The organism is Propionimicrobium sp. BV2F7, assembly GCF_000510445.1.
In the GTDB taxonomy this organism is placed as follows: domain Bacteria; phylum Actinomycetota; class Actinomycetes; order Propionibacteriales; family Propionibacteriaceae; genus Propionimicrobium; species Propionimicrobium lymphophilum.
Map to the genome: position 1 here is coordinate 628,515 of NZ_AZIS01000003.1, position 18,869 is coordinate 647,383.

16 protein-coding genes are annotated in these 18,869 nt (G+C 56.4%); 7 read left to right on the forward strand and 9 right to left on the reverse strand.

Features of this window, described 5'->3' with window-relative positions:
* Nucleotides 1–36: 36 nt before the first annotated feature.
* The 7 genes from ilvA to aceE form a co-directional block, all read right to left on the reverse strand.
* Nucleotides 37–1,290 (reverse strand): threonine ammonia-lyase IlvA, encoded by a 1,254-nt coding sequence (ilvA, locus tag HMPREF1255_RS03805; RefSeq protein ID WP_024110974.1) that lies wholly within the window; start codon nucleotides 1,288–1,290, stop codon nucleotides 37–39.
* Entirely contained in the window at nucleotides 1,287–2,081 is a 795-nt protein-coding gene (locus tag HMPREF1255_RS03810) for an aldo/keto reductase (protein WP_024110517.1), read from the reverse strand. The genes ilvA and HMPREF1255_RS03810 overlap by 4 nt, the downstream gene beginning before the upstream one ends.
* 13 nt (nucleotides 2,082–2,094) lie before the next feature.
* A complete protein-coding gene (locus HMPREF1255_RS03815; RefSeq protein WP_016455738.1) occupies nucleotides 2,095–3,489 on the reverse strand; it encodes an aromatic acid exporter family protein in 1,395 nt (464 codons plus the stop codon).
* A gap of 88 nt (nucleotides 3,490–3,577) precedes the next feature.
* Entirely contained in the window at nucleotides 3,578–5,362 is a 1,785-nt protein-coding gene (metG, locus tag HMPREF1255_RS03820; protein WP_016455737.1) for a methionine--tRNA ligase, read from the reverse strand.
* Between the two features lie 128 nt (nucleotides 5,363–5,490).
* Nucleotides 5,491–5,940, reverse strand: coding sequence for an Hsp20/alpha crystallin family protein (locus HMPREF1255_RS03825; RefSeq protein WP_016455736.1), 450 nt, complete (start codon nucleotides 5,938–5,940; stop codon nucleotides 5,491–5,493).
* Between the two features lie 114 nt (nucleotides 5,941–6,054).
* Nucleotides 6,055–6,534, reverse strand: coding sequence for a DUF3052 domain-containing protein (locus HMPREF1255_RS03830; protein WP_024110665.1), 480 nt, complete (start codon nucleotides 6,532–6,534; stop codon nucleotides 6,055–6,057).
* Nucleotides 6,535–6,648: 114 nt separating this feature from the next.
* Complete coding sequence (gene aceE / locus HMPREF1255_RS03835; protein ID WP_024110623.1) at nucleotides 6,649–9,399, reverse strand: pyruvate dehydrogenase (acetyl-transferring), homodimeric type; 2,751 nt, start codon at nucleotides 9,397–9,399, stop codon at nucleotides 6,649–6,651.
* A 224-nt stretch (nucleotides 9,400–9,623) separates the two neighbouring features.
* On the opposite strand from aceE, the gene HMPREF1255_RS03840 reads away from it, so the two are divergent.
* The 6 genes from HMPREF1255_RS03840 (at nucleotide 9,624) to fabF (ending at nucleotide 15,600) form a co-directional block, all read left to right on the forward strand.
* Complete coding sequence (locus tag HMPREF1255_RS03840) at nucleotides 9,624–10,697, forward strand: sugar kinase (protein WP_016455733.1); 1,074 nt, start codon at nucleotides 9,624–9,626, stop codon at nucleotides 10,695–10,697.
* A 101-nt stretch (nucleotides 10,698–10,798) separates the two neighbouring features.
* A complete protein-coding gene (locus tag HMPREF1255_RS03845) occupies nucleotides 10,799–11,971 on the forward strand; it encodes a CdaR family transcriptional regulator (RefSeq protein WP_024110740.1) in 1,173 nt (390 codons plus the stop codon).
* A 107-nt stretch (nucleotides 11,972–12,078) separates the two neighbouring features.
* Nucleotides 12,079–12,987 (forward strand): ACP S-malonyltransferase, encoded by a 909-nt coding sequence (locus HMPREF1255_RS03850; protein ID WP_024110970.1) that lies wholly within the window; start codon nucleotides 12,079–12,081, stop codon nucleotides 12,985–12,987.
* A 10-nt stretch (nucleotides 12,988–12,997) separates the two neighbouring features.
* On the forward strand, nucleotides 12,998–13,990 hold the full coding sequence (locus tag HMPREF1255_RS03855) for a beta-ketoacyl-ACP synthase III (RefSeq protein ID WP_024110611.1): 993 nt from the start codon (nucleotides 12,998–13,000) through the stop codon (nucleotides 13,988–13,990).
* A gap of 40 nt (nucleotides 13,991–14,030) precedes the next feature.
* Nucleotides 14,031–14,276: an acyl carrier protein gene (locus HMPREF1255_RS03860; protein ID WP_016455729.1), complete on the forward strand. Its 246-nt coding sequence runs from the start codon at nucleotides 14,031–14,033 to the stop codon at nucleotides 14,274–14,276.
* Between the two features lie 76 nt (nucleotides 14,277–14,352).
* Nucleotides 14,353–15,600, forward strand: a complete 1,248-nt coding sequence (gene fabF, locus HMPREF1255_RS03865; protein ID WP_024110942.1) for a beta-ketoacyl-ACP synthase II — start codon at nucleotides 14,353–14,355, stop codon at nucleotides 15,598–15,600.
* 90 nt (nucleotides 15,601–15,690) lie between these two features.
* Here fabF and HMPREF1255_RS03870 read toward each other — a convergent pair whose 3' ends face one another.
* Nucleotides 15,691–16,170, reverse strand: coding sequence for a DUF3145 domain-containing protein (locus HMPREF1255_RS03870; RefSeq protein ID WP_024110718.1), 480 nt, complete (start codon nucleotides 16,168–16,170; stop codon nucleotides 15,691–15,693).
* Between the two features lie 171 nt (nucleotides 16,171–16,341).
* Between HMPREF1255_RS03870 and HMPREF1255_RS03875 the strand changes: the two genes are divergently transcribed.
* Nucleotides 16,342–18,156, forward strand: a complete 1,815-nt coding sequence (locus HMPREF1255_RS03875; protein ID WP_024110512.1) for a prolyl oligopeptidase family serine peptidase — start codon at nucleotides 16,342–16,344, stop codon at nucleotides 18,154–18,156.
* On the opposite strand, the gene HMPREF1255_RS03880 is transcribed toward HMPREF1255_RS03875, so the two are convergent.
* The gene (locus HMPREF1255_RS03880; RefSeq protein ID WP_024110672.1) at nucleotides 18,143–18,853 is read right to left on the reverse strand and encodes a YggS family pyridoxal phosphate-dependent enzyme; all 711 of its coding nucleotides are present in this window, start codon (nucleotides 18,851–18,853) and stop codon (nucleotides 18,143–18,145) included. The two genes, HMPREF1255_RS03875 and HMPREF1255_RS03880, sit on opposite strands and share 14 nt — an antisense overlap.
* Nucleotides 18,854–18,869: the final 16 nt, after the last annotated feature.

Here is an 18,869-nt window from a genome sequence, read left to right on the forward strand (position 1 = left end):
ACCACTGTTCAAGTGATGGAAGGAACGCCTGCGAAGCTAAATCAGAAAACGATAAGCGGGACTCTCCGGATCGAGCGGTTCGGCAGGGATGCTGGACTTGCTGATTCGCTCCATCAAGTCGGGCATGGTCGCCGGGTCACCTAGCTCGATGCCGACTAGCGCCGGACCTGTCTCACGGTTGTTGCGCTTGGTGTATTCAAAAAGCGTGATGTCGTCGTCGGGGCCAAGCACGTCCTTCAGGAAGCGAAGCAGTGCGCCAGGTTCCTGCGGGAAGGTGACCAGGAAATAGTGCTTGCGGTCTTCAAATACCAGCGACCTCTCCAGCACCTCCGCATACCTTGAGACGTCGTTGTTTCCACCCGATACGACTGCAACGACAGTTTCACCGGGCTCGACTTGGACCTGCGAGCGAAGAGCCGCGGAGGCGAGCGCGCCCGCGGGCTCTGCGATGACTCCGTCCACCTGATACATGTCAAGCATTTCTGAACAAATCTGGCCCTCGCGGACGGTTGCCCACTCGCAGCCCATTCGCTGAATGATACTCAACGTATTTTCGCCGGCTTGAGCAACCGCTACGCCGTCTGCGAAAGTGTCGATATTGTCTAGCCGCACAGGGTGACCTGCCCAAAGACCAGCCTGCATGCTGGCAGCGCCCGTGGGCTCGACGCCGATAACACGGGTTTGCGGGAACCTCTGACGCATCCAGGTCAGGCAGCCGGAAAGCAGTCCGCCGCCACCGACCGGCACGAGCAGGACGTCCGGCGCCTCGCCACCAAGCTGGTCGACGATTTCTTTAGCGACAGTTCCTTGACCAGCGATGGTGGTCTCTGCGTCGAAGGCGTGCACCTGGACTGCCCCGGTTGCCTCAGCCTCTTGAGCTGCTGCGGCGGCTGCCTCGTCGTAAGAGTTGCCGACGAAGACAAGCTCTACCCACTCTCCGCCAAGAGCGTTCATTCGATCGCGTTTCTGCCTAGGCGTAGTAGTCGGGCAAAAGATTCTGCCCTTCACGCCCAGCTGCGCACACGAAAAGGCGACACCCTGACCGTGGTTACCTGCAGAGGCGCAGATCACACCCTTGGCACGTTCGTCGTCACTCAGCTGGCTAATGGTGTTGTATGCGCCACGCAACTTATAGGAGCGCACCGGCTGCAGATCTTCCCTTTTGAGATATACATTCGCGCCGGTCATCTCGCTGAGCCTGGGATTGGGCTGGAGAGGAGTGTGTTTTACGACACCCTCAAGCCTTGCTGCGGCCTCTTCAACGGCCGTAGCGTCGAGATTTGTTTTCACTTAAGTTCCATATCGTCCGGGTGAGATCCGACCCTGACGTTGCGATCGAGGGAATCGATGCGCTTCATCTGATCGTCCGACAGCTGTAGTTTTTGTGCTTCGAAGTTCTCAATCATGCGCTCGCGATGAGCGGACTTCGGGAACACGATGTAGCCCTTGTGCAGGTGCCAGGCGATAACGACCTGAGCCGTGCTGGCACCGGTTTCTTTGGCGATCTCCTTAAGAACCGGATCGTCAAGAACCTTTCCACGTGCCAACGGCGACCAAGACTCTGTGGCAATGCCGTGATCGTCCTGATACTCGACCAACTCATGCTGCTGCAGATAAGGGTGCAACTCGATCTGGTTCACCGCTGGGGTCATACCGGTCTGGCTGATGATGGCATGCAGATGATCGGGCTGGAAGTTCGAAACACCGATGTTTTTGGCCCGACCATCATCTTTGAATTCAATCAGCGTGCGCCAAGTCTCGACGTAATCGGTTGTTTTCGCCATTGGCCAGTGGATCAGGAATAGATCCACGTAATCAACCTCAAGTTTTTCTAGGCTCAAAGCGAAAGAGTCACGGGCCGCCTGTGGCTCGTGATTGGGGTTATCGAGCTTGGTGGTCAGAAAAATCTCGCTGCGGTCAATTCCGCTGTCGGCGATGGCCTTACCAACCTCTGCCTCGTTGCCGTACATCTGAGCAGTGTCGATGTGGCGGTAGCCAATCTCCAGCGCGCTACGAACGGCATCGTAGGCATCTTCTTGAGAAATCTTGTACGTACCAAAACCAAACTGTGGAATATTCACTCTTCCAGTCTAACTAGTCATCTTCATCTTCGGGTTTTGTCTCATTTGCGGGCGGAATATTCATCACGACAGTGGTGTCATCGTGGCTGACTTCGTGACTGCCTTCCGGATGCTCGAGGCGTGCTGCGGCTGCCCTCTTTTGCAGCCTGTGGTGAGCTATTACCGCACGCGGGGTCCGCAATTTAGGGCCAATATTCCCGCTAGGCAGCGAGCGGCCGAGCTGAGAGGCTCGCCACCGATCACGAACACCTATGTACCTATCCAGGTCCATCTCGGCTAGCACTCTCTCGATATTGCCGAGAATTGATCCTCTAAGCGTCCAAAGCGCGCTCTCCTGCGGATCAACCATCATTGCGTTGAGCAACTCTTGGTGCATTGCCCTGGCGTGTTCGAGAGCCATGCTTAGGTCGCTTTCCGCCTGCGCAGTGTTTCCGTCCGCTTCCGCATTGATCAGTTTGACGAAATAATCGACGACGTCTGCGGTGTCGTCCAAAACATCTGAAAAAGCCTGCCTGACATCATCGCCGTATCCGTCGTCGGGAGTGGGATTGGTGGGCGCCTTCTCCTCCATGCCCCGCCAGATTTGAAGGATTGTGATGTTTACCCGCTCCAGACAATCCAGCCCATAGCGAAGCAGCGGAACAACGTCTGCCCTATACAGCTGAAGCGTGTTGAACTTCGCGACTTCCGCAGCCTCATCCAATCTCGCCCTAGCGGTAACCGCGATCGGCATGATCTGACGATTGGCCAGCACCCAGTTATGCGCAGCTGTCTTATTCACCGGATGCATCTTTAACCGGTTGGCAGCGGAACGCAGCGTCTGAGAAAGTCGGTCCCCGATGACGTCGAGTTTTGTCGTCAGATCAGCAGTTCGAACCCTGCGTGGCCAGAGCAACGGAAGGATGATGCCCACAGCAGTTCCGATTAGGGTGTTCGTGAACCGCAAGTATGCGGTCGTCTCAGTCGCCGCCATCGAACCGAGAATAAGCATGGCGCTAATGGGAGTCTCGAGGGTCTGATCCCCAAGCCGCAAAACCCTGGCCAGCATCAAAGAAACAAAGACGACGATGGCCAACGACCACCAGTGAAGACCGACGAATGTCGCGACAAAAAGGGCCGTCAGGATTCCTGTTAGCACGGCGCCAACCCGCACGAGCCCCATCTGGAATGAGCCACGCAGACTCGCCTGAATGACTAGCAATGCGGTAAGGGCGCCGGTTAAATCGACCGGAGGTGGCAGCAGCCAAACAGTGAGCATGTAGGCAAGCACGCTGCCTGTTGTGAGCCTGGCAACGTCGACCGCAGCGTCACCTACCGAACGACGCAGCCCGACCCACGTGCTGGGAAGACCAGGCCAGATCTTGCGCAAGCGATAGCGCAGAAAAACGTGTAGATCCGGCAGCTTCACGATGACACCAATCTAAATCTTTTTAGTCCCCTAATATGTTTTTACCCCCGCAAAATACAACTTGCGGGGGTAAAAGCTATTTACAAATTTAGTTGATAGGAGCCCACTCTGGGCCGGTTTCGCCGAGCTTCGTGTCCAGCTTGGTGAATAGCGGAGTCGGCTTCGAAAGCGGTGTGCCCACCTTTATCTCGTGGCGCTGCCAGGTTGCTAGATCGTCCGCGTAGTTACCAGTCAGGACTGGATACGGGTCGCCGCCTGGCTCGCTGACTTCCTTGATCTGAGGCATCGAAGACCACTGTCCACTGCCACCGAGCATCTCGAAGATCTTCTGGGCGGAATGCGGCAGGAACGGGGTGAGCATGGTGTTCGCGTCCGAAACCACCTGCAGCGCGGTGTGCAGAACAGTGTCGCGCCTATCGGTGTCTTCCTTAAGCTTCCAAGGCTCGGTGGTCGAAAGATAAACATTAGCGGCGCTAACTACGCGCATGGCCTCGCTGATCGCCTGCTTGAACTTGCACTGAGTTAACAGCTCAGCAACGGTGTCGAAGGCGCGAAGGCTGGTATCCAACAGCGCCTTATCGATCTGCTCGAGCTCCTTGGGCTCAGGGATCTCGCCGTTGTTCTTGAACGCCATCGAGATGGAACGGTTCACTAGATTGCCCCACTCGTTAGCAAGCTCTTGGTTGTTGCGACGGACGAACTCGTCCCAAGTGAAGTCTGTGTCACGCTGTTCGGGGCCGGCCACCGCAATGTAGTAGCGCAGCGAGTCTGGGCCGAAATCACGAAGGAAGTCGGAAACATAAATCACGTGACCATGAGAGGTGTCGACCTTCGCCCCCTTCATCGTTAGGAACTCGGAGCTGACGACCTCGGTCGGCAGATTCAACTTGCCCAGCTTTTCCGAGACCTTGCCGCCCTTTGAACCCTCACCGTTGGCACCTAGAATCATCGAAGGGAAAATCACCGAGTGGAAGACGATGTTGTCCTTACCCATGAACATGTAGATCTGGGTTTCCGGATCGTTCCACCAATCCCGCCAGCGCTCGGGCTCGCCAATGCGGTTCGCCCATTCGATGGCCGCCGAAAGGTAGCCGATCACGGCGTCGAACCAAACGTAGATGCGCTTCATGTCTTCAGATTCCCAGCCTTCGACAGGAATCTTGATGCCCCAGTCGAGGTCTCGGGTGATAGCGCGAGGCTTGATTTCCTTAGCGAAGTTGTAGCTGAAGTTAAGGACGTTAGGACGCCAATCAGTACGGGTGTCCAGCCACTCCATTAGCTCTCCTGCCAACGCTGGCAGATCGAGGAAGAAGTGGGTCGTCTCGTGGAAATCAGGAATCGAGCCGTCGATCTTGGAACGCGGATTGACCAGATCGATCGGATCTAGCTGGCGGCCACAGTTGTCGCACTGATCACCGCGGGCGAACTCAAACTTACAGAACGGACAGGTGCCTTCGACGTAGCGGTCCGGCAGCGTGCGTCCCGTGGAAACCTGGAACGCGCCCATCTGGGTCTGCTTGGTGATGTAGCCATTTTCGTAGAGAGCGGTGAACATCTCCTGCACGACCTTAGTGTGATTCTGAGTGGTCGTGCGCGTGTAAAAGTCATAGGACAGGCCGAGCGAATGCAGATCCTCGACCAAGATGCGGTGGTATTTATCGGCAGTCTGCTGCGCAGTCATGCCCTCGGCGTCGGCCTTAACCTGGATCGCCGTGCCGTGCTCATCGGAGCCGGAGACGAAAAGCACCTCGTCGCCACGCATTCGCATGAATCGAGCAAAGACATCGGACGGAACACCGAATCCGGATACGTGACCAATGTGGCGGGGGCCGTTTGCATACGGCCAGGCTGCAGTAGCGAGAATACGTGACATGCCTACAGTTTAAGACATAGTAAGATTTTTACGCCACAAGGCAGATGCCTGTGACGATTCGGATAACCAGCAGCATCTAGAAACCTAAAATGGCCGCCACCAAAAGGTGACGGCCATTTTTTGTTGAATTACTTGTCTGCCTCGCCCGATTCGATCTGGGTGGAAGCCGAATTTGTGGCAACCTTGATCTTGCGCGGCTTGGCCTCCTCCGCAACAGGAATCGTGATGGTCAAAACGCCATCGGTGTAATCAGCTGCGATGCCGGAAAGATCTAGACCGGTGCCCAGCGTCAGCTGACGTGCATAACTGCCGTAGCTGCGTTCGCGGCTCATCCACTGATTCTTTTCATCGTTCGTGGTCATTTCGTGCTGCTTACGCTCTGCTCGAACGGTCAAGGTGCGATCGTCAACGTCGATGTCGATGGAATCCGGATCGACGCCAGGAAGATCCATCTTGACGATGAACTCGTTGCCATCACGCAACAGATCCATAGGCATTACACGATCCGTGCTGGTGCGGTTCATCTGGTTGAACCAACGATCCATTTCACGGAACGGGTTGTAAACTGTGGTGCTCATTTTTCCTCCTGATAATTCTCTTGGGCTCGTCGCCCTTACACCGGTTATAACCAATGTTCAGGAGAACTTATTCCAAAGTTGAGTTAAATAGACTCAACTTTTTTGAAAAAGTTTTTAGCGCCTACCTTTGGGCGTAACCACCTTGCAAGCAGCCCAGTCCGGACTGACTTCAACGCTCTTGGTCAGAGCAACCCCAGCGGTATCAGCAGCCTCGCTCAGATCCACCTGCTCAATGAATCCGTCGCGGCCAATCCTCGGGGTCATCAGCCAGATGTATCCCTCGTCGCTCAGATCACGAAGCGCGTCGACTAGACCATCGGTTGCATCGGTGTCATCGCGAAGCCACAGGAGGACGATGTCGACGGCCTCGTAGGCGTCTTCGATCAAATCGTCGTCAATGGCATCCATGATTTCTTCACGCAGGTCCTCGTCGACATCCTCGTCCCAGCCGAGCTCCTGCACGACCATTCCTGGCTTCAGGCCAAGAAGGTCCGCCACCGAATCGGTGGTTTTTTTATCTTTCAGGGTTTTCGCGCCCTGACCAGTTTGTCCTTGACGGACGGTCGGCACCTTTCCTCCACTCTCCGTGTTCATAACAAACACAAGAATGCCAGAATTAATCGCCTAACGCACGCACCAATGGCCCGAAAACGAAAAACGGCTCGGCCCCCAGTCTTAGCCGGGAGCCGAGCCGAATCGATTATTTGACTATTCGAAGTCTTCCACCGCTACCGCGTTGGCATCATTAATTTGATACCGATTCGCGGCATCAATGGCCCACTGCATCGGAACCTCGCCGCGCCTCGCAAGCGCGTTGAGGGTGCGCACAGCGATGGATGGGGCGTCAATGTGCAGGTGACGGCGGGCTGCTTCGCGAGTATCGGAGAAACCAAAGCCGTCCGCACCCAGCGTGTAGTAGTCGCCGGGCACCCACTCGCGGATCTGATCTTGAACCGCACGCATGAAGTCGCTCACCGCGATGAACGGGCCAGGACGCCCCTCCAACTTGGACGTGACGAAGGCCTTCTGCGGAGCTTCTTCCGGATGCTGCCAGTTGTGATCGTCGGCACGCTGACCGTCGCGACGAAGCTCGTTCCAGCTAGTTACGCTCCACACGTCTGCGACGACTCCCCAGTCATCCTTCAGCAGTCTCTGTGCCTCGAGAGCCCACGGGACGCCAACACCCGAGGCCAGGATCTGGGCGCGCCTGGCGTCCGGGTTGACGCCATCCATGCTGCCCTCGCTGATCAGGTGGATGCCCTTGAGGATTCCCTCGACATCGACGTTTTCGGGCGCCGGCGGCTGAACCATCGGCTCGTTGTACATCGTTATGTAATACGAGATATCTTCAGGATTCTCGCCGTACATCCGGCGCAGACCGTCCTGAACGATGTAGCTGATCTCGTATCCATACGCCGGGTCGTAGCTGACGATGCCCTCGTTCGTGAGCGTCAGCATATGAGAGTGGCCGTCCATGTGCTGTAGGCCCTCGCCGGTAAGCGTCGTCTTGCCTGCCGTCGCTCCGATGTAGAAGCCGCGCGCCAGTTGGTCCGCGGCAGCCCACATCATGTCTCCGGTGCGCTGATATCCGAACATCGAGTAGAAAATGTAGATCGGAATCATCGGTTCGCCGTGAGTCGCATAGCTCGTGCCGGCTGCTGTGAACGCGGCCGTGGCGCCCGCTTCGTTAATTCCGACGTGGAAGATCTGCCCGTTTGTGGCCTCGCGGTAGCTGAGCATCAGGTCATGATCGACAGGCGTGTACTGCTGACCATTCGGGTTGTAGATCTTGATGGTCGGGAAGAACGAGTCCATGCCGAACGTGCGCGCCTCGTCGGGGATGATCGGCACGATATACGGCGCGACGTTCTTGTCGCGCAGAAGGTCCTTCACCAAACGCACAAAAGCCATGGTGGTTGCAACCTTCTGCTTGCCGGAACCCTTACGAGAGGACGCGTAGAGCTTGTCTTCGGGAAGCTTGATCTTGCGACCGTGATTCTCGCGACGCTCGGGCAGGAAACCGCCCAGTTCGCGTCGACGCTCAAACAGGTACTTCATCGCAGGATGGTTGTTATCCGGCTTGTAGTACGGCGGCAGATATGGATTTTCTTCGAGCACCTCGTCACTGATCGGGATCTTGCAGCGATCGCGAAGCCCCTTGAGGTCATCGGCCGCTAGCTTCTTCATCTGGTGGGTGGCGTTTCGTCCGGCGAAATGCGTGCCGAGGAAGTAGCCCTTAATCGTGTGCGCCAGGATGACGGTCGGAGCACCGACGAACTCCATCGCCGACTTGTAAGCGTTGAAGATCTTAACGTAGTCGTGGCCACCGCGACGCAGCGCCCAAATATCGTCGTCTGACCAGTCCTCGACCATCTTCAGCGTGCGCGGATCGCGACCGAAGAAGTGTTCGCGCACGTAAGCGCCGTCGTTGGCCTTGAAGGTCTGGTAGTCGCCGTCGCGAGTCTCGTTCATAACTTTGACGAGCGCACCCTCAGTGTCGTTTTGCAGCAGCTTGTCCCAGCCAGAACCCCAAATCAGCTTGATGACGTTCCAGCCGGCGCCACGGAAGAAGGCCTCCAGCTCTTGGATGATCTTGCCATTGCCGCGAACCGGGCCGTCAAGGCGCTGCAGGTTGCAGTTGACGACGAACGTCAGGTTATCCAGGCCCTGATTTGCTGCCATCTGAAGCGCGCCGCGAGCCTCCGGCTCATCCATCTCGCCGTCGCCCAGGAATGCCCAGACGTGTTGGTCGCTGGTGTCCTTGATACCGCGATTCTCAAGGTATTTGTTGAACGCAGCCTGATAAACCGCGTTGATGGGGCCGATGCCCATGGACACAGTCGGGAATTCCCAGAAGTCCCGCATCTGGTGCGGATGCGGATAGCTCGGCAGACCCCTGCCCTTTCGCGGACGGCTGTGCTCTTGGCGGAAGCCATCGAGATCGCGCTCGGTTAGCCGTCCCTCTAGGTATGCGCGGGCGTATTGACCCGGAGCAGAGTGGCCTTGGAAGTAAACTTGGTCGCCGCCGCCCGGATGATCCTTGCCGCGCCAGAAATGCTGCAGACCAACTTCGTAGAGGGTGGTCTGCGCCGCATAGCTGGAGATGTGGCCGCCGACGCCAACGCCCGGGCGCTGCTGGCGGTGAACCAGAACTGCAGCGTTCCAGCGCAGCCAGTGGCGGATGTCGCTTTCATACTCCACATTGCCGGGATACGGCACCTCGTTCTCAACCGGGATGGTGTTCACGAAGTCCGATGAGACCAAAGAGGGCACGTTTATCTGGCTCTGACGCGCGTGCTCGTTCAACTTCAAGATGATGTAGCGGGCACGGTTCACACCCTGAGTTTCGATCAGCCCGTCGAGAGAGTCAGTCCACTCAGCGGTCTCTTCAGGGTTTGTATCAGGCAGGTTAGTTGGCTGCCCATTTAGGAGTGGGCCAGGTTTCTGGCGAGGTATCACGCTAGCGTCCTTTCATCTTTCCGGCCGCCGCTTCGCCGCGACGACAGGACAGGCGACTTTTTCACACTTCCATCTTGACCTAAGGAACCAACTATTTTCAGCAGGCAGGAATTATTTTTTTAGAAAGTAAAAAATGAATGCCTTATTACTGCAACAGCTCACACTTCCGACAAGCAGGTGGATATGTTCGTCTTGTAAGCCAAACTGAAGAAAGGCCTATTGAAATGGAGCTTCGCAAAGACGCCAAGTGGTCACTAGTAATTCCGACGAGCATGGGGGTTCGCCTCACCCCGGACAATCAGCAACCGGTGCAGTCGTCAACGCATTTCACGATGACCGCCACGTCAGCAGAATCTAATGTCGGAGCTATTTCCAGTTACCTCGGTCAACCAGTCAAGATCCTCACAAATTTTGTCGAAGGCAGTCCGATTTCTCAGTTCATCAAGTCGAATCTACGCGCCAGGTTCATGGACTATGAAGGCCCGGATCTGCCGCAAAATGACGCCTGGGGTAACCGTCACCAGTTCAACATCGCCGACTCCGGATACGGGAACCGTGGAGCTCGCGTCTGGAACGACCGATCCGGCGAGGTCGGCCTGCAACTAAACGCCAAAGACTTCGACTTAGATCGCATCTTCGGCGAAGAGGGCGCGAAGATTGTTCACATGTCCGGCCTTATCGCGGCGCTCAGCCCGCAGACACTTCAGTTCTGCCTCGATATTGCCCACAAGGCAAAGGAATACGGCACGGCTGTCAGCTTCGACCTGAACCATCGCGCATCCTTCTGGAAGGGCCGCGAGCAAGAACTTCGAGATGGTTTTACGGAGATAGCCAATAGCTGCTCGATCCTCATTGGAAACGAAGAGGACTACCAACTTTGCTTGGGTCTTGAAGGTCCGGAGGCCGGCGGTAAAGGCATTGCCGAAAAGATCGACGCATTCAAGGCCATGATCCAAAACGCTCACGAGGCCTTCCCCAACGTCGAAGTGTTTGCCAACACGCTTCGAGAAGTCGTGAACGTTAACCATCACCTGTGGGGAGCAATTCTGTGGGCTGGCGGCGAGTTCTTCGTCGCAGAGCCTCGCGACATTGGAGTGCTGGACAGGATCGGCGGCGGCGACTCCACCGTGGGCGGCATCCTTTACGGTTTGATCAAGGGCTGGGAACCGGAGAAATGCCTGCAGTTTGGCTGGGCATCGGGCGCGTTGACCACCACTTTCTTGACCGACTACGCGGTGCCTGCAGACGAGGAGCAGATCTGGGCTATCTGGGAAGGCAACGCTCGGGTCAAGCGTTAATTGTCCATATTTCTGATGGCCGGTTTTCTTGATTGTTAGAAAACCGGCCACCTGCCTTTTGAGCACACTAAACTGGCGACCTAAGTTCTAAGAAGGAGAATATGGCCTTTGCGAGATTGCCTGACGAGAGCCGTCGCAGGCTAGTTAAACAGCTTCAATCGCTTGCCGGCACGATGACGACCGCGGTGGTCTCGGAAATCACAAAACGGCACGACTGGTTCAATCAACTTGGCGCTGAGGAACGCTCGTGGGTCCGCGTGGTCGCCACCAACGGCATCGAGAGCTTCATCAACTGGTTCGCAGATCGCAGCGACGTCGACCCCGCAAACCTGTTTAACGCTGCACCCCGAGCCCTGACTAGGAAAATCTCGTTAAACCAGACGGTAGACATGATTCGCACCACCATCGAGGTGGTCGAGACCCAGATCAACGCCCGGATGAGCGATGAGGACAAGCAGGTCATGGGACAAGCTGTTCTCTATTATTCCCGCGAAGTGGCGTTCGCCTCCGCGCAGGTATACGCGAGGGCTGCCGAGCGCAGAGGCAAGTGGGACGAAAGAATCGAGGCTCTGGTTGTCGACGCAATCGTGCGCGGCGATTCCGTCGACGCATTGCTATCGCGCGCCTCTGCCTTGGGCTGGACTGGCGGCCGGGTGTCTGTCGCGGTTGGCCCTACCCCACCCGAGCCAGACCTCGAAGGAATCAGGCATGCAGCCAGACAGCTTGGTCAAGAGATTCTTGCCGCAACACACGGTGACCGTTTGATAGTCGTCCTTTCGGACAATAACTGCGAGGGTCAGTCGCTGGCTGAGCGCACAATTATGGGGCTGTCGGACTGGTTTGGCCCGGGAATAATCACGATCGGTCCACGAGTTGATGGGATCGAACACGCCGACGAGTCCGCAAAAGAGGCGCTTTCCGGTTCAAATGCATCGATTGCCTGGATAGAAGGACCAAGGGTGGTTCGATCCAGGGAGCTACTTCCGGAGAGGCTGTTGGCCGGTGACCAGAAAGCCAAACAGCAACTGGCCAAGGACATATACCGTCCGCTTATCCAGGCAGGGGGCGACCTGCTTGCCACCTGCACAACTTTCCTCGATAACTACGGTTCGGTCGAGGCGAGCGCCAGGGCGCTATTCGTGCACGCGAACACAGTCCGATACCGGCTCAAAAGGATCAGCGAAGTGACCGGTTGCAACCCTAGTTCGGCGAGAGAATCCTACGTACTCCGTTTGGCCATAGCAGTGGGAAGATTGGCTACAAACGACAAATAAATCAGTCGTTGAAGCGAATTAATTTGTAAGAACTCCACAAGGTTAGTAATTAGAATTAGTATTATTGCTTAATTACTTTAAGCAAAAGTTTAGGAGAAACTTATTACGTGCTTGCAATAGTTGCTCCGGGACAAGGAGCCCAAAAACCAGGTTTCTTGGCCGACTGGCTCGTACTCGATAGTTTCGCTAATGGTTTAGCGGAACTATCTGAGGCCGCCGAGCTTGACCTCGCCCATTTCGGCATTGAGGCCGACGAAGAGACCATCAAAAACACGTCAATCGCTCAACCGCTGCTTGTTGCCGCGGCACTATTGGTGGCCGACGAACTGGGCGTTACACCAGACGTCACGGCTGGCCACAGCGTTGGCGAGATCGGCGCGGCTGGCATTGCTGGCGTCCTGGACCGCGACGACGCGATTCGTTTCGTCACCGAGCGCGGCCGCGCAATGGCCGAGGCCGCCGCAGCTACACCGTCCGGTATGTCGGCGATTCTGGCCGGCAAAGCGGAAGAGGTTCTGGCCCGCATCGAGGAGCTCGGACTGACCCCTGCGAATCACAACGGCAAAGGTCAGATCGTAGCTGCTGGCGCATTGAGCGCGCTCGAAGAACTAAAAGAAAACCCGCCTGCTCGCACTCGCGTTGTTCCACTTAAAGTTGCTGGAGCTTTCCACACCGAGTTCATGTCCAGCGCGGTAGATAGGCTCGCCGCATTGGCGAAAAAAATCACCCCGCACCCCGCCACCGTCAAGCTGCTCAGCAACAGGGATGGCCAGGTCGTATCCGATGGACAGGACTATCTGAATCGGTTGGTCGGGCAAGTGACTACTCCTGTGCGCTGGGATTTGTGCATGGAAACGATGACGCAGTTGGGCGTTACGGGGCTGTTAGAGCTGACTCCCGCGAAAACCCTGACCGGGATCGCAAAGCGGAACATGAAAGTCGAGCGCTTCGACCTAAACACCCCGGATCAGCTCGATGAGGCACGGGCATTCTGCGCCGAGCACAAGGGCAACTGATAGGAACAATATGACACTCAAGGTTTCTAAGCCGATTCCGTACTCGCGGATGCTCAGCGTCGCGGGCTACCGAGGCAGTCGAGTTGTTGATAACGCAGAAATGTGCACGATCATCGATTCCTCAGACGAGTGGATCCAGCAGCGAACTGGCATCAGCGAGCGTCGCTGGGCTACCGAGGAAGAGACTCCTCTTTTCATGGCAGTTCAGGCTGCAAATAAGGCGATCGGACGCGCAGGCATAGAAAAGTCCGAGATCGACGGATTGATCGTCGCGACCGTATCTAACTACAAACAGTTCCCTTCGCTTGCAGTGCTCGTTGCAGCAGAGCTGGGCCTTGACGCCCCCGCCGCTTACGACATCTGCGCAGGCTGCGCCGGATTCTGCTACATGGTCGGCCAGGCCGATTCCATGGTGCGCTCCGGAATCTGCAAAAACGTATTGATCATCGGCGTAGAGACTCTCTCAACCATCACGAACTTCGAAGACCGTGGCACCGCTTTCCTCTTCGGCGACGGTGCTGGCGCTGCAGTCATCGGCCAAAGCGACGAACCCGCGATCAGCCCAACCCGTTGGGGCTCCGACGGCGATCAGGCCGCAGTGATCGACATCGAGGACTGGTCTAAGGCTTGGGACGAGGGTGCAGCCAAACCGAAGCTGGCCATGGAGGGCCGAGCCGTTTACAAGTGGGCAGTCACCTTCATCGCCGAAGAGGCAACAAAAATTCTCGAAGACTCCGGTCTTAGCCCCGAAGAGCTGGATGTTTTCATCCCCCATCAGGCAAACAACCGGATCACCGACGCTATGCTGAGGCGTTTAAAGCTTCCTGAATCGGTGGTGGTTAGCCGAGATATCAAGCAGATGGGTAACACATCCGCCGCCTCGGTTCCGCTAGCGATGGAGGCCCTGTTGGAATCCGGAGAGGCTAAGAGCGGTCAGTACGCGCTACTTATTGGTTACGGAGCTGGCCTGGCTTACGCCGGGCAGGTAGTTAAACTGCCATAATTGAGCTAACAAATACTCAACATAAATAAGGAGAAAAGAAATGGCTAACAAGGATGAAATCCTGGCAAAGCTGGCTGAGGTCGTCAACGAGGTTTCCGGCGTGGATACCTCCGAGGTTCAGATGGACAAATCTTTCACTGGTGATCTCGACGTCGACTCTCTGACCATGGTCGAGATCATCTACGCGGCAGAGGAAAAGTTCGGCGTCTCCATTCCTGATGAAGAGGCAAAGAACCTGAAGACCGTCGGAGATGCGGTCAACTTCATCGCTGACGCGCAAGCCTAAATAACGGCAGCAAAGCATCGAAATAGCCTGCCTGACTTTTCGCCAGGCAGGCAAAAACTATGCAGTAGGAGCTTGAATGACCATAGTCATAACAGGTTTTGGTGCTCTGACACCGATAGGTGACAATGCCGAGTCCACCTGGACGAACATGCTGTCGGGTCGCTCTGGCGTGCACCTTCTTGAATACGACTGGGCGGAAGAGCTGAGCGTGAGAATCGCCGGCGAAGTCACCACAGACCTATCCCCGTGGATCAGCCGTGTTGAGGCGCGCAGGCTAGACCGAGTAAGCCAACTTGCGATCGCGGCTGCGTCCCAGGCCTGGGAAGACAGTGGTCTTGCGGAAAACAATCCTTACGAGAAGGATCGTACGGGCGTGTGCGTTGGCACCGGCATAGGCGGCCTGACGACCACTCTCGAACAGTGGGATGTCATGCACAGCAAGGGCATCCGAAGGGTTAGCCCGTTCACCGTACCAGGCCTGATGGCGAACGCTACTGCGGCCCACATCGGTCTGATGATCGGCGCCCGCGCGGGAGTTCACACTGCGGTTTCCGCATGTGCATCCGGCAACGAGGCGATCAGCCAAGGCATCGACATGCTCAGGCTGAACCGTGCCGACCTAGTTCTCGTCGGCGGCACAGAGGCGGTGATCAATCCCCTGCCAATCGTTTCGTTCTCGCAGATGCAGGCACTAAGCAAGCGAAACGACTCCCCCGAAACCGCATCGCGGCCGTGGGACGTCGACCGTGACGGTTTCGTGCTTAGCGAGGGCGCGACCATCATGGTGCTAGAGCGGCTCGAATCTGCGCAGGCACGTGGCGCAAAAATCTACGGCACGCTTGCTGGTTCTGGCGTCAGCGCAGACTCTCATGATCTCGTTCAGCCGGATCCAAGTGGATACGGACAGGAACTTGCGATGAAGCGCGCACTTGCAGACGCAAACCTTCATCCCAGCGAGATTAAGCATGTTAACGCCCACGGCACGTCAACTCCTCAGGGCGACACCACCGAGGCAAAGTCCATCAGCTCCGCGCTTGGGGATGCAGCCAAGGACGTTTTGGTGACAAGCACCAAATCGATGACCGGCCACCTGCTTGGCGCAGCTGGCGCGCTCGAGACCTTCGCAACCGTCATGGCGCTACACGATCGCGTTGTTCCGCCGACGATCAACATCGAAAATCTCGAGCCGGATCTGCCCGTTCAGATCGTCGCTAACGAGAAGAAGCGGCTTCCTGCCGAGGGTAAGTTGGCTGCGCTAAACAACTCGTTCGGATTCGGCGGCCACAACGTGGCGATCGCCGTTACGAACGAAAACGTCAACTAATAACTTAAATAAAAGTGCCGGCCCGAAAAATAATTGGCCGGCACTTTTATTTTGCCGCAAGAACAATTAGTTCCCTTGGCTCGATTAGCTTTAAACCGCAGCTGACAACCAGCGCACGGTGTAGTCGTCTGCATATCTGAACGGTTCGAGCTCATCGTCCCAGGGCTCTCCGAGAAGATCTTGTAGACCGTGACGCAATTCGCCGTCTTTAGCGGTGTCGAGCAACGCGCGAAGCTGTTGCTCACCCAAAGCGATGTCGCCGTTTTCCATGGTTAAGGAGTGGAACATGCCTAGCCGAGGAGTGAACATGTAGCGCTCTCCGTGGCCGTCAACTGGGTCTTCGGTCACCTCGAACCTGATTTTCCTGCAATGCCTGAGCGCGCTAGCCAGGCCGGCGCTCGTACCGGGTGCGGCGGTCCAAGATATTTCGGCGCGCGACATCCTCGGTTCGGCGGGCTGGCAGCTCCAGTCGATCTCGACGTCGTGCCCGAGAACCGCTTCGATTGCCCACTCAATATGCGGGCACAGCGCAGCAGGCGCGGAGTGAATAAAGATCGCGCCACTATTCATCGGCCTCTCCAATCAACTCAGGTGTCTTCCCCAACAACCAAGCTGAATCAAGGCCTGTCCATATGCTACTTGCAATGAATTCAGATTTCACCTCTACACGGCATTTAAATAATGGGCGAGATTGTTAAATGACAAGTTTTTTTCTCACACCCAGTGATTAGGATCACTGATATGACTTCGATTGGCACTTGGTCCTCGACCTTCAGCATTGATGATGTTCTTTCCGCAAGCGTCAGCATCAGCAGCGTGGTGGCAGATAGCGGTTCGCTGTATTGGCTCGAGTCCCTCCCTATGCAGGATGGCAGAACTACGATCAAGCGCATGATGAGCGGCGAGGTTGCGGAGCTAACCCCGGATTTTGATGTTCGGTCGCGGTTGTACAGCTACGGCGGCGGAGCATACGACGTAGACGCAAGACGAGTTGTATTCGTCTCCGACGAGACCCTATGGCTTTTAGACGGGGACGAGCTGACAAAACTAACCGATCAGCCGATAAAGCTGGGCGGCGTAAAAATTTTCATGGATTGCGTCTACGCAGTGCAAGAGGACGAGGATGAAAATTCCTCGATCGTCGAAATAAATCTAAAGACGAAGAGACTAAAACAAATTGTCTGCGACGCAGACTTTTACGCCAACCCGGCTCCTGGCCCGGATCGACTACTTGCTTGGACGCAGTGGCAGCAGCCAGCTATGCCCTGGGATTCCTCGTGCTTGTTTTTCTCTAAACTCCGCGAAACTGGCCGGCTACCGAAGCTGGTTGCGGGCAAACCCGGCAGCGGCCTGGACGGAGTAAGCGTGCAACACCCCAGGTGGCAACCGGACGGTTCGCTCGTTTATGTCAGCGACGAAAGTGGCTACTACAACCTTCATCGGATGGACGACGGCGGACGCGTTGAAGCGCTGCACAACGAGCCATACGACTTCGATATTCCTCAATGGATTGCGACAAATGCGGCCCACGCCCCACTTGGCGATGGTCAGTTAGTCAGTCTGCGAGTCGAGGGCAAAGCGTGGCTAGGCCTGCTTAAAAACGGCCAAACTACCAAGCTTTTGCAAGTTTCAGAAGTGGATTCCATCGATTCGGATGGCGACTTCGGCTACGCAATCGTGCATAGAAGCGATTTTGGGCCTGCAATCGTCAAGGTGTCTGCGTCGGGCAAAACAGAAATTATCTACGAGATAAAGATTTCTCACAGCAGCGACGAGATCTCGGTGGCCAAGTCGCTGATTTTCGAAGGCCCGAGAGGCCGAGCACAGGCATGGTTTTATGCCCCGCAGAACCCGAAGCATACCGCCGATCAGCTGCCTCCGGTGTTGGTTCTCGCTCACAGCGGGCCGACCTTGTTCCGCACAGACCAGTACGATCCACAGGTTCAGTTTTGGACGTCTAGAGGTTTCGCGGTGCTGGACGTCAACTACTCTGGCTCTGCGGGCTTCGGTCGTGAGTTCCGCAATAGGCTGCGCGAATCGTGGACGATCGCCGATCGCGATGACGTCATAGCCGGACTCGAAATGGCTGTTAACAAAGGTCTCGTCAACGGCAAGAAAGCTATCATCAGCGGATCATCGGCTGGCGGATTGACCGTTTTCTCCACACTGGCGCATTCCGATGCGTTCGCAGGCGGAATCAGCAGATACGGCGTAGCAGACCTGAGCGCCATGGTTGGCGGGCCAAAGTTCGAGGCCAGATACCTAGACTCGTTGGTCGGGCAGTGGCCAGAAGAGAAACAGCGCTACGAGCAGCGCTCCCCCATCAATTCGGTCTCTAGAATAAGTTGCCCGATGCTGATTCTCCAGGGCAGCGAAGATCCGATTGTGCCACTGAAACAATCAGAGGGTATGACCGAGGCCCTTCGCGATGCCGGCGTCGAGGTCGAGCTGATCGTCTTCGAAAACGAGAGCCACGGTTTCCGCGGCTCTCAAGCTCGAAAGGATTCGCTGGAAGCCCAATACCGCTTTGCGGTTAGAGTTCTTAAGCTCGATTAGGGTACTCGCGGGCGCCGAAGATGGCGGATCCGACACGAACGCACGTCGATCCATGCTCGATCGCAAGTTCGAAGTCGCCGGACATGCCCATAGACAATTCATGCCATGAATGCGCGGGAATGTTCTTTTTGAGCTTCGCCTGAAGATCGCGGAGGGTCTCGAAGCAAGCAGCAACCTTGCCCATGTCCGGACCGGGAATCGCTACCGTCATTAGGCCTCGGGGGCAAAGCCTCGGGAACTCATCCAGCGCGTGCGCAAAATCCAATACGTCCCCGGGGTTCAGACCGTGTTTGGACTCTTCGCCTGAGGTATTAACCTCTATGAGCACGTCCAGGTCTTTGTCCAGTTCGTCTAGGCGACGATTGAGCATTCTCGCAACCTTGAGGCGTTCCAGCGCCTGGAATTCGTCTGCGATCTCAGCAGCGAGACGACACTTGTTCGACTGCAGCGGACCGATAAGGGCCCAGTGCAAGTCAAGATCGCTCATTTCCGCGCGTTTCGTGTCGATTTCCTGGACGCGATTTTCGCCGAATTCACGAACCCCAGCGGCGACGGCATCGCGAAGCACCCCGCTCGGGTGGGTTTTACTGACAGGCAAAAGCCTGACTTCCGAGAGATCCCTGCCGGCGCGCTCACAGGCGGCCTGGATCCTGGCCTTAACTTGTACCAAATTCGAAGAGATAGTCTCGCTGCTCATAGCTTCTAGCCTAGCC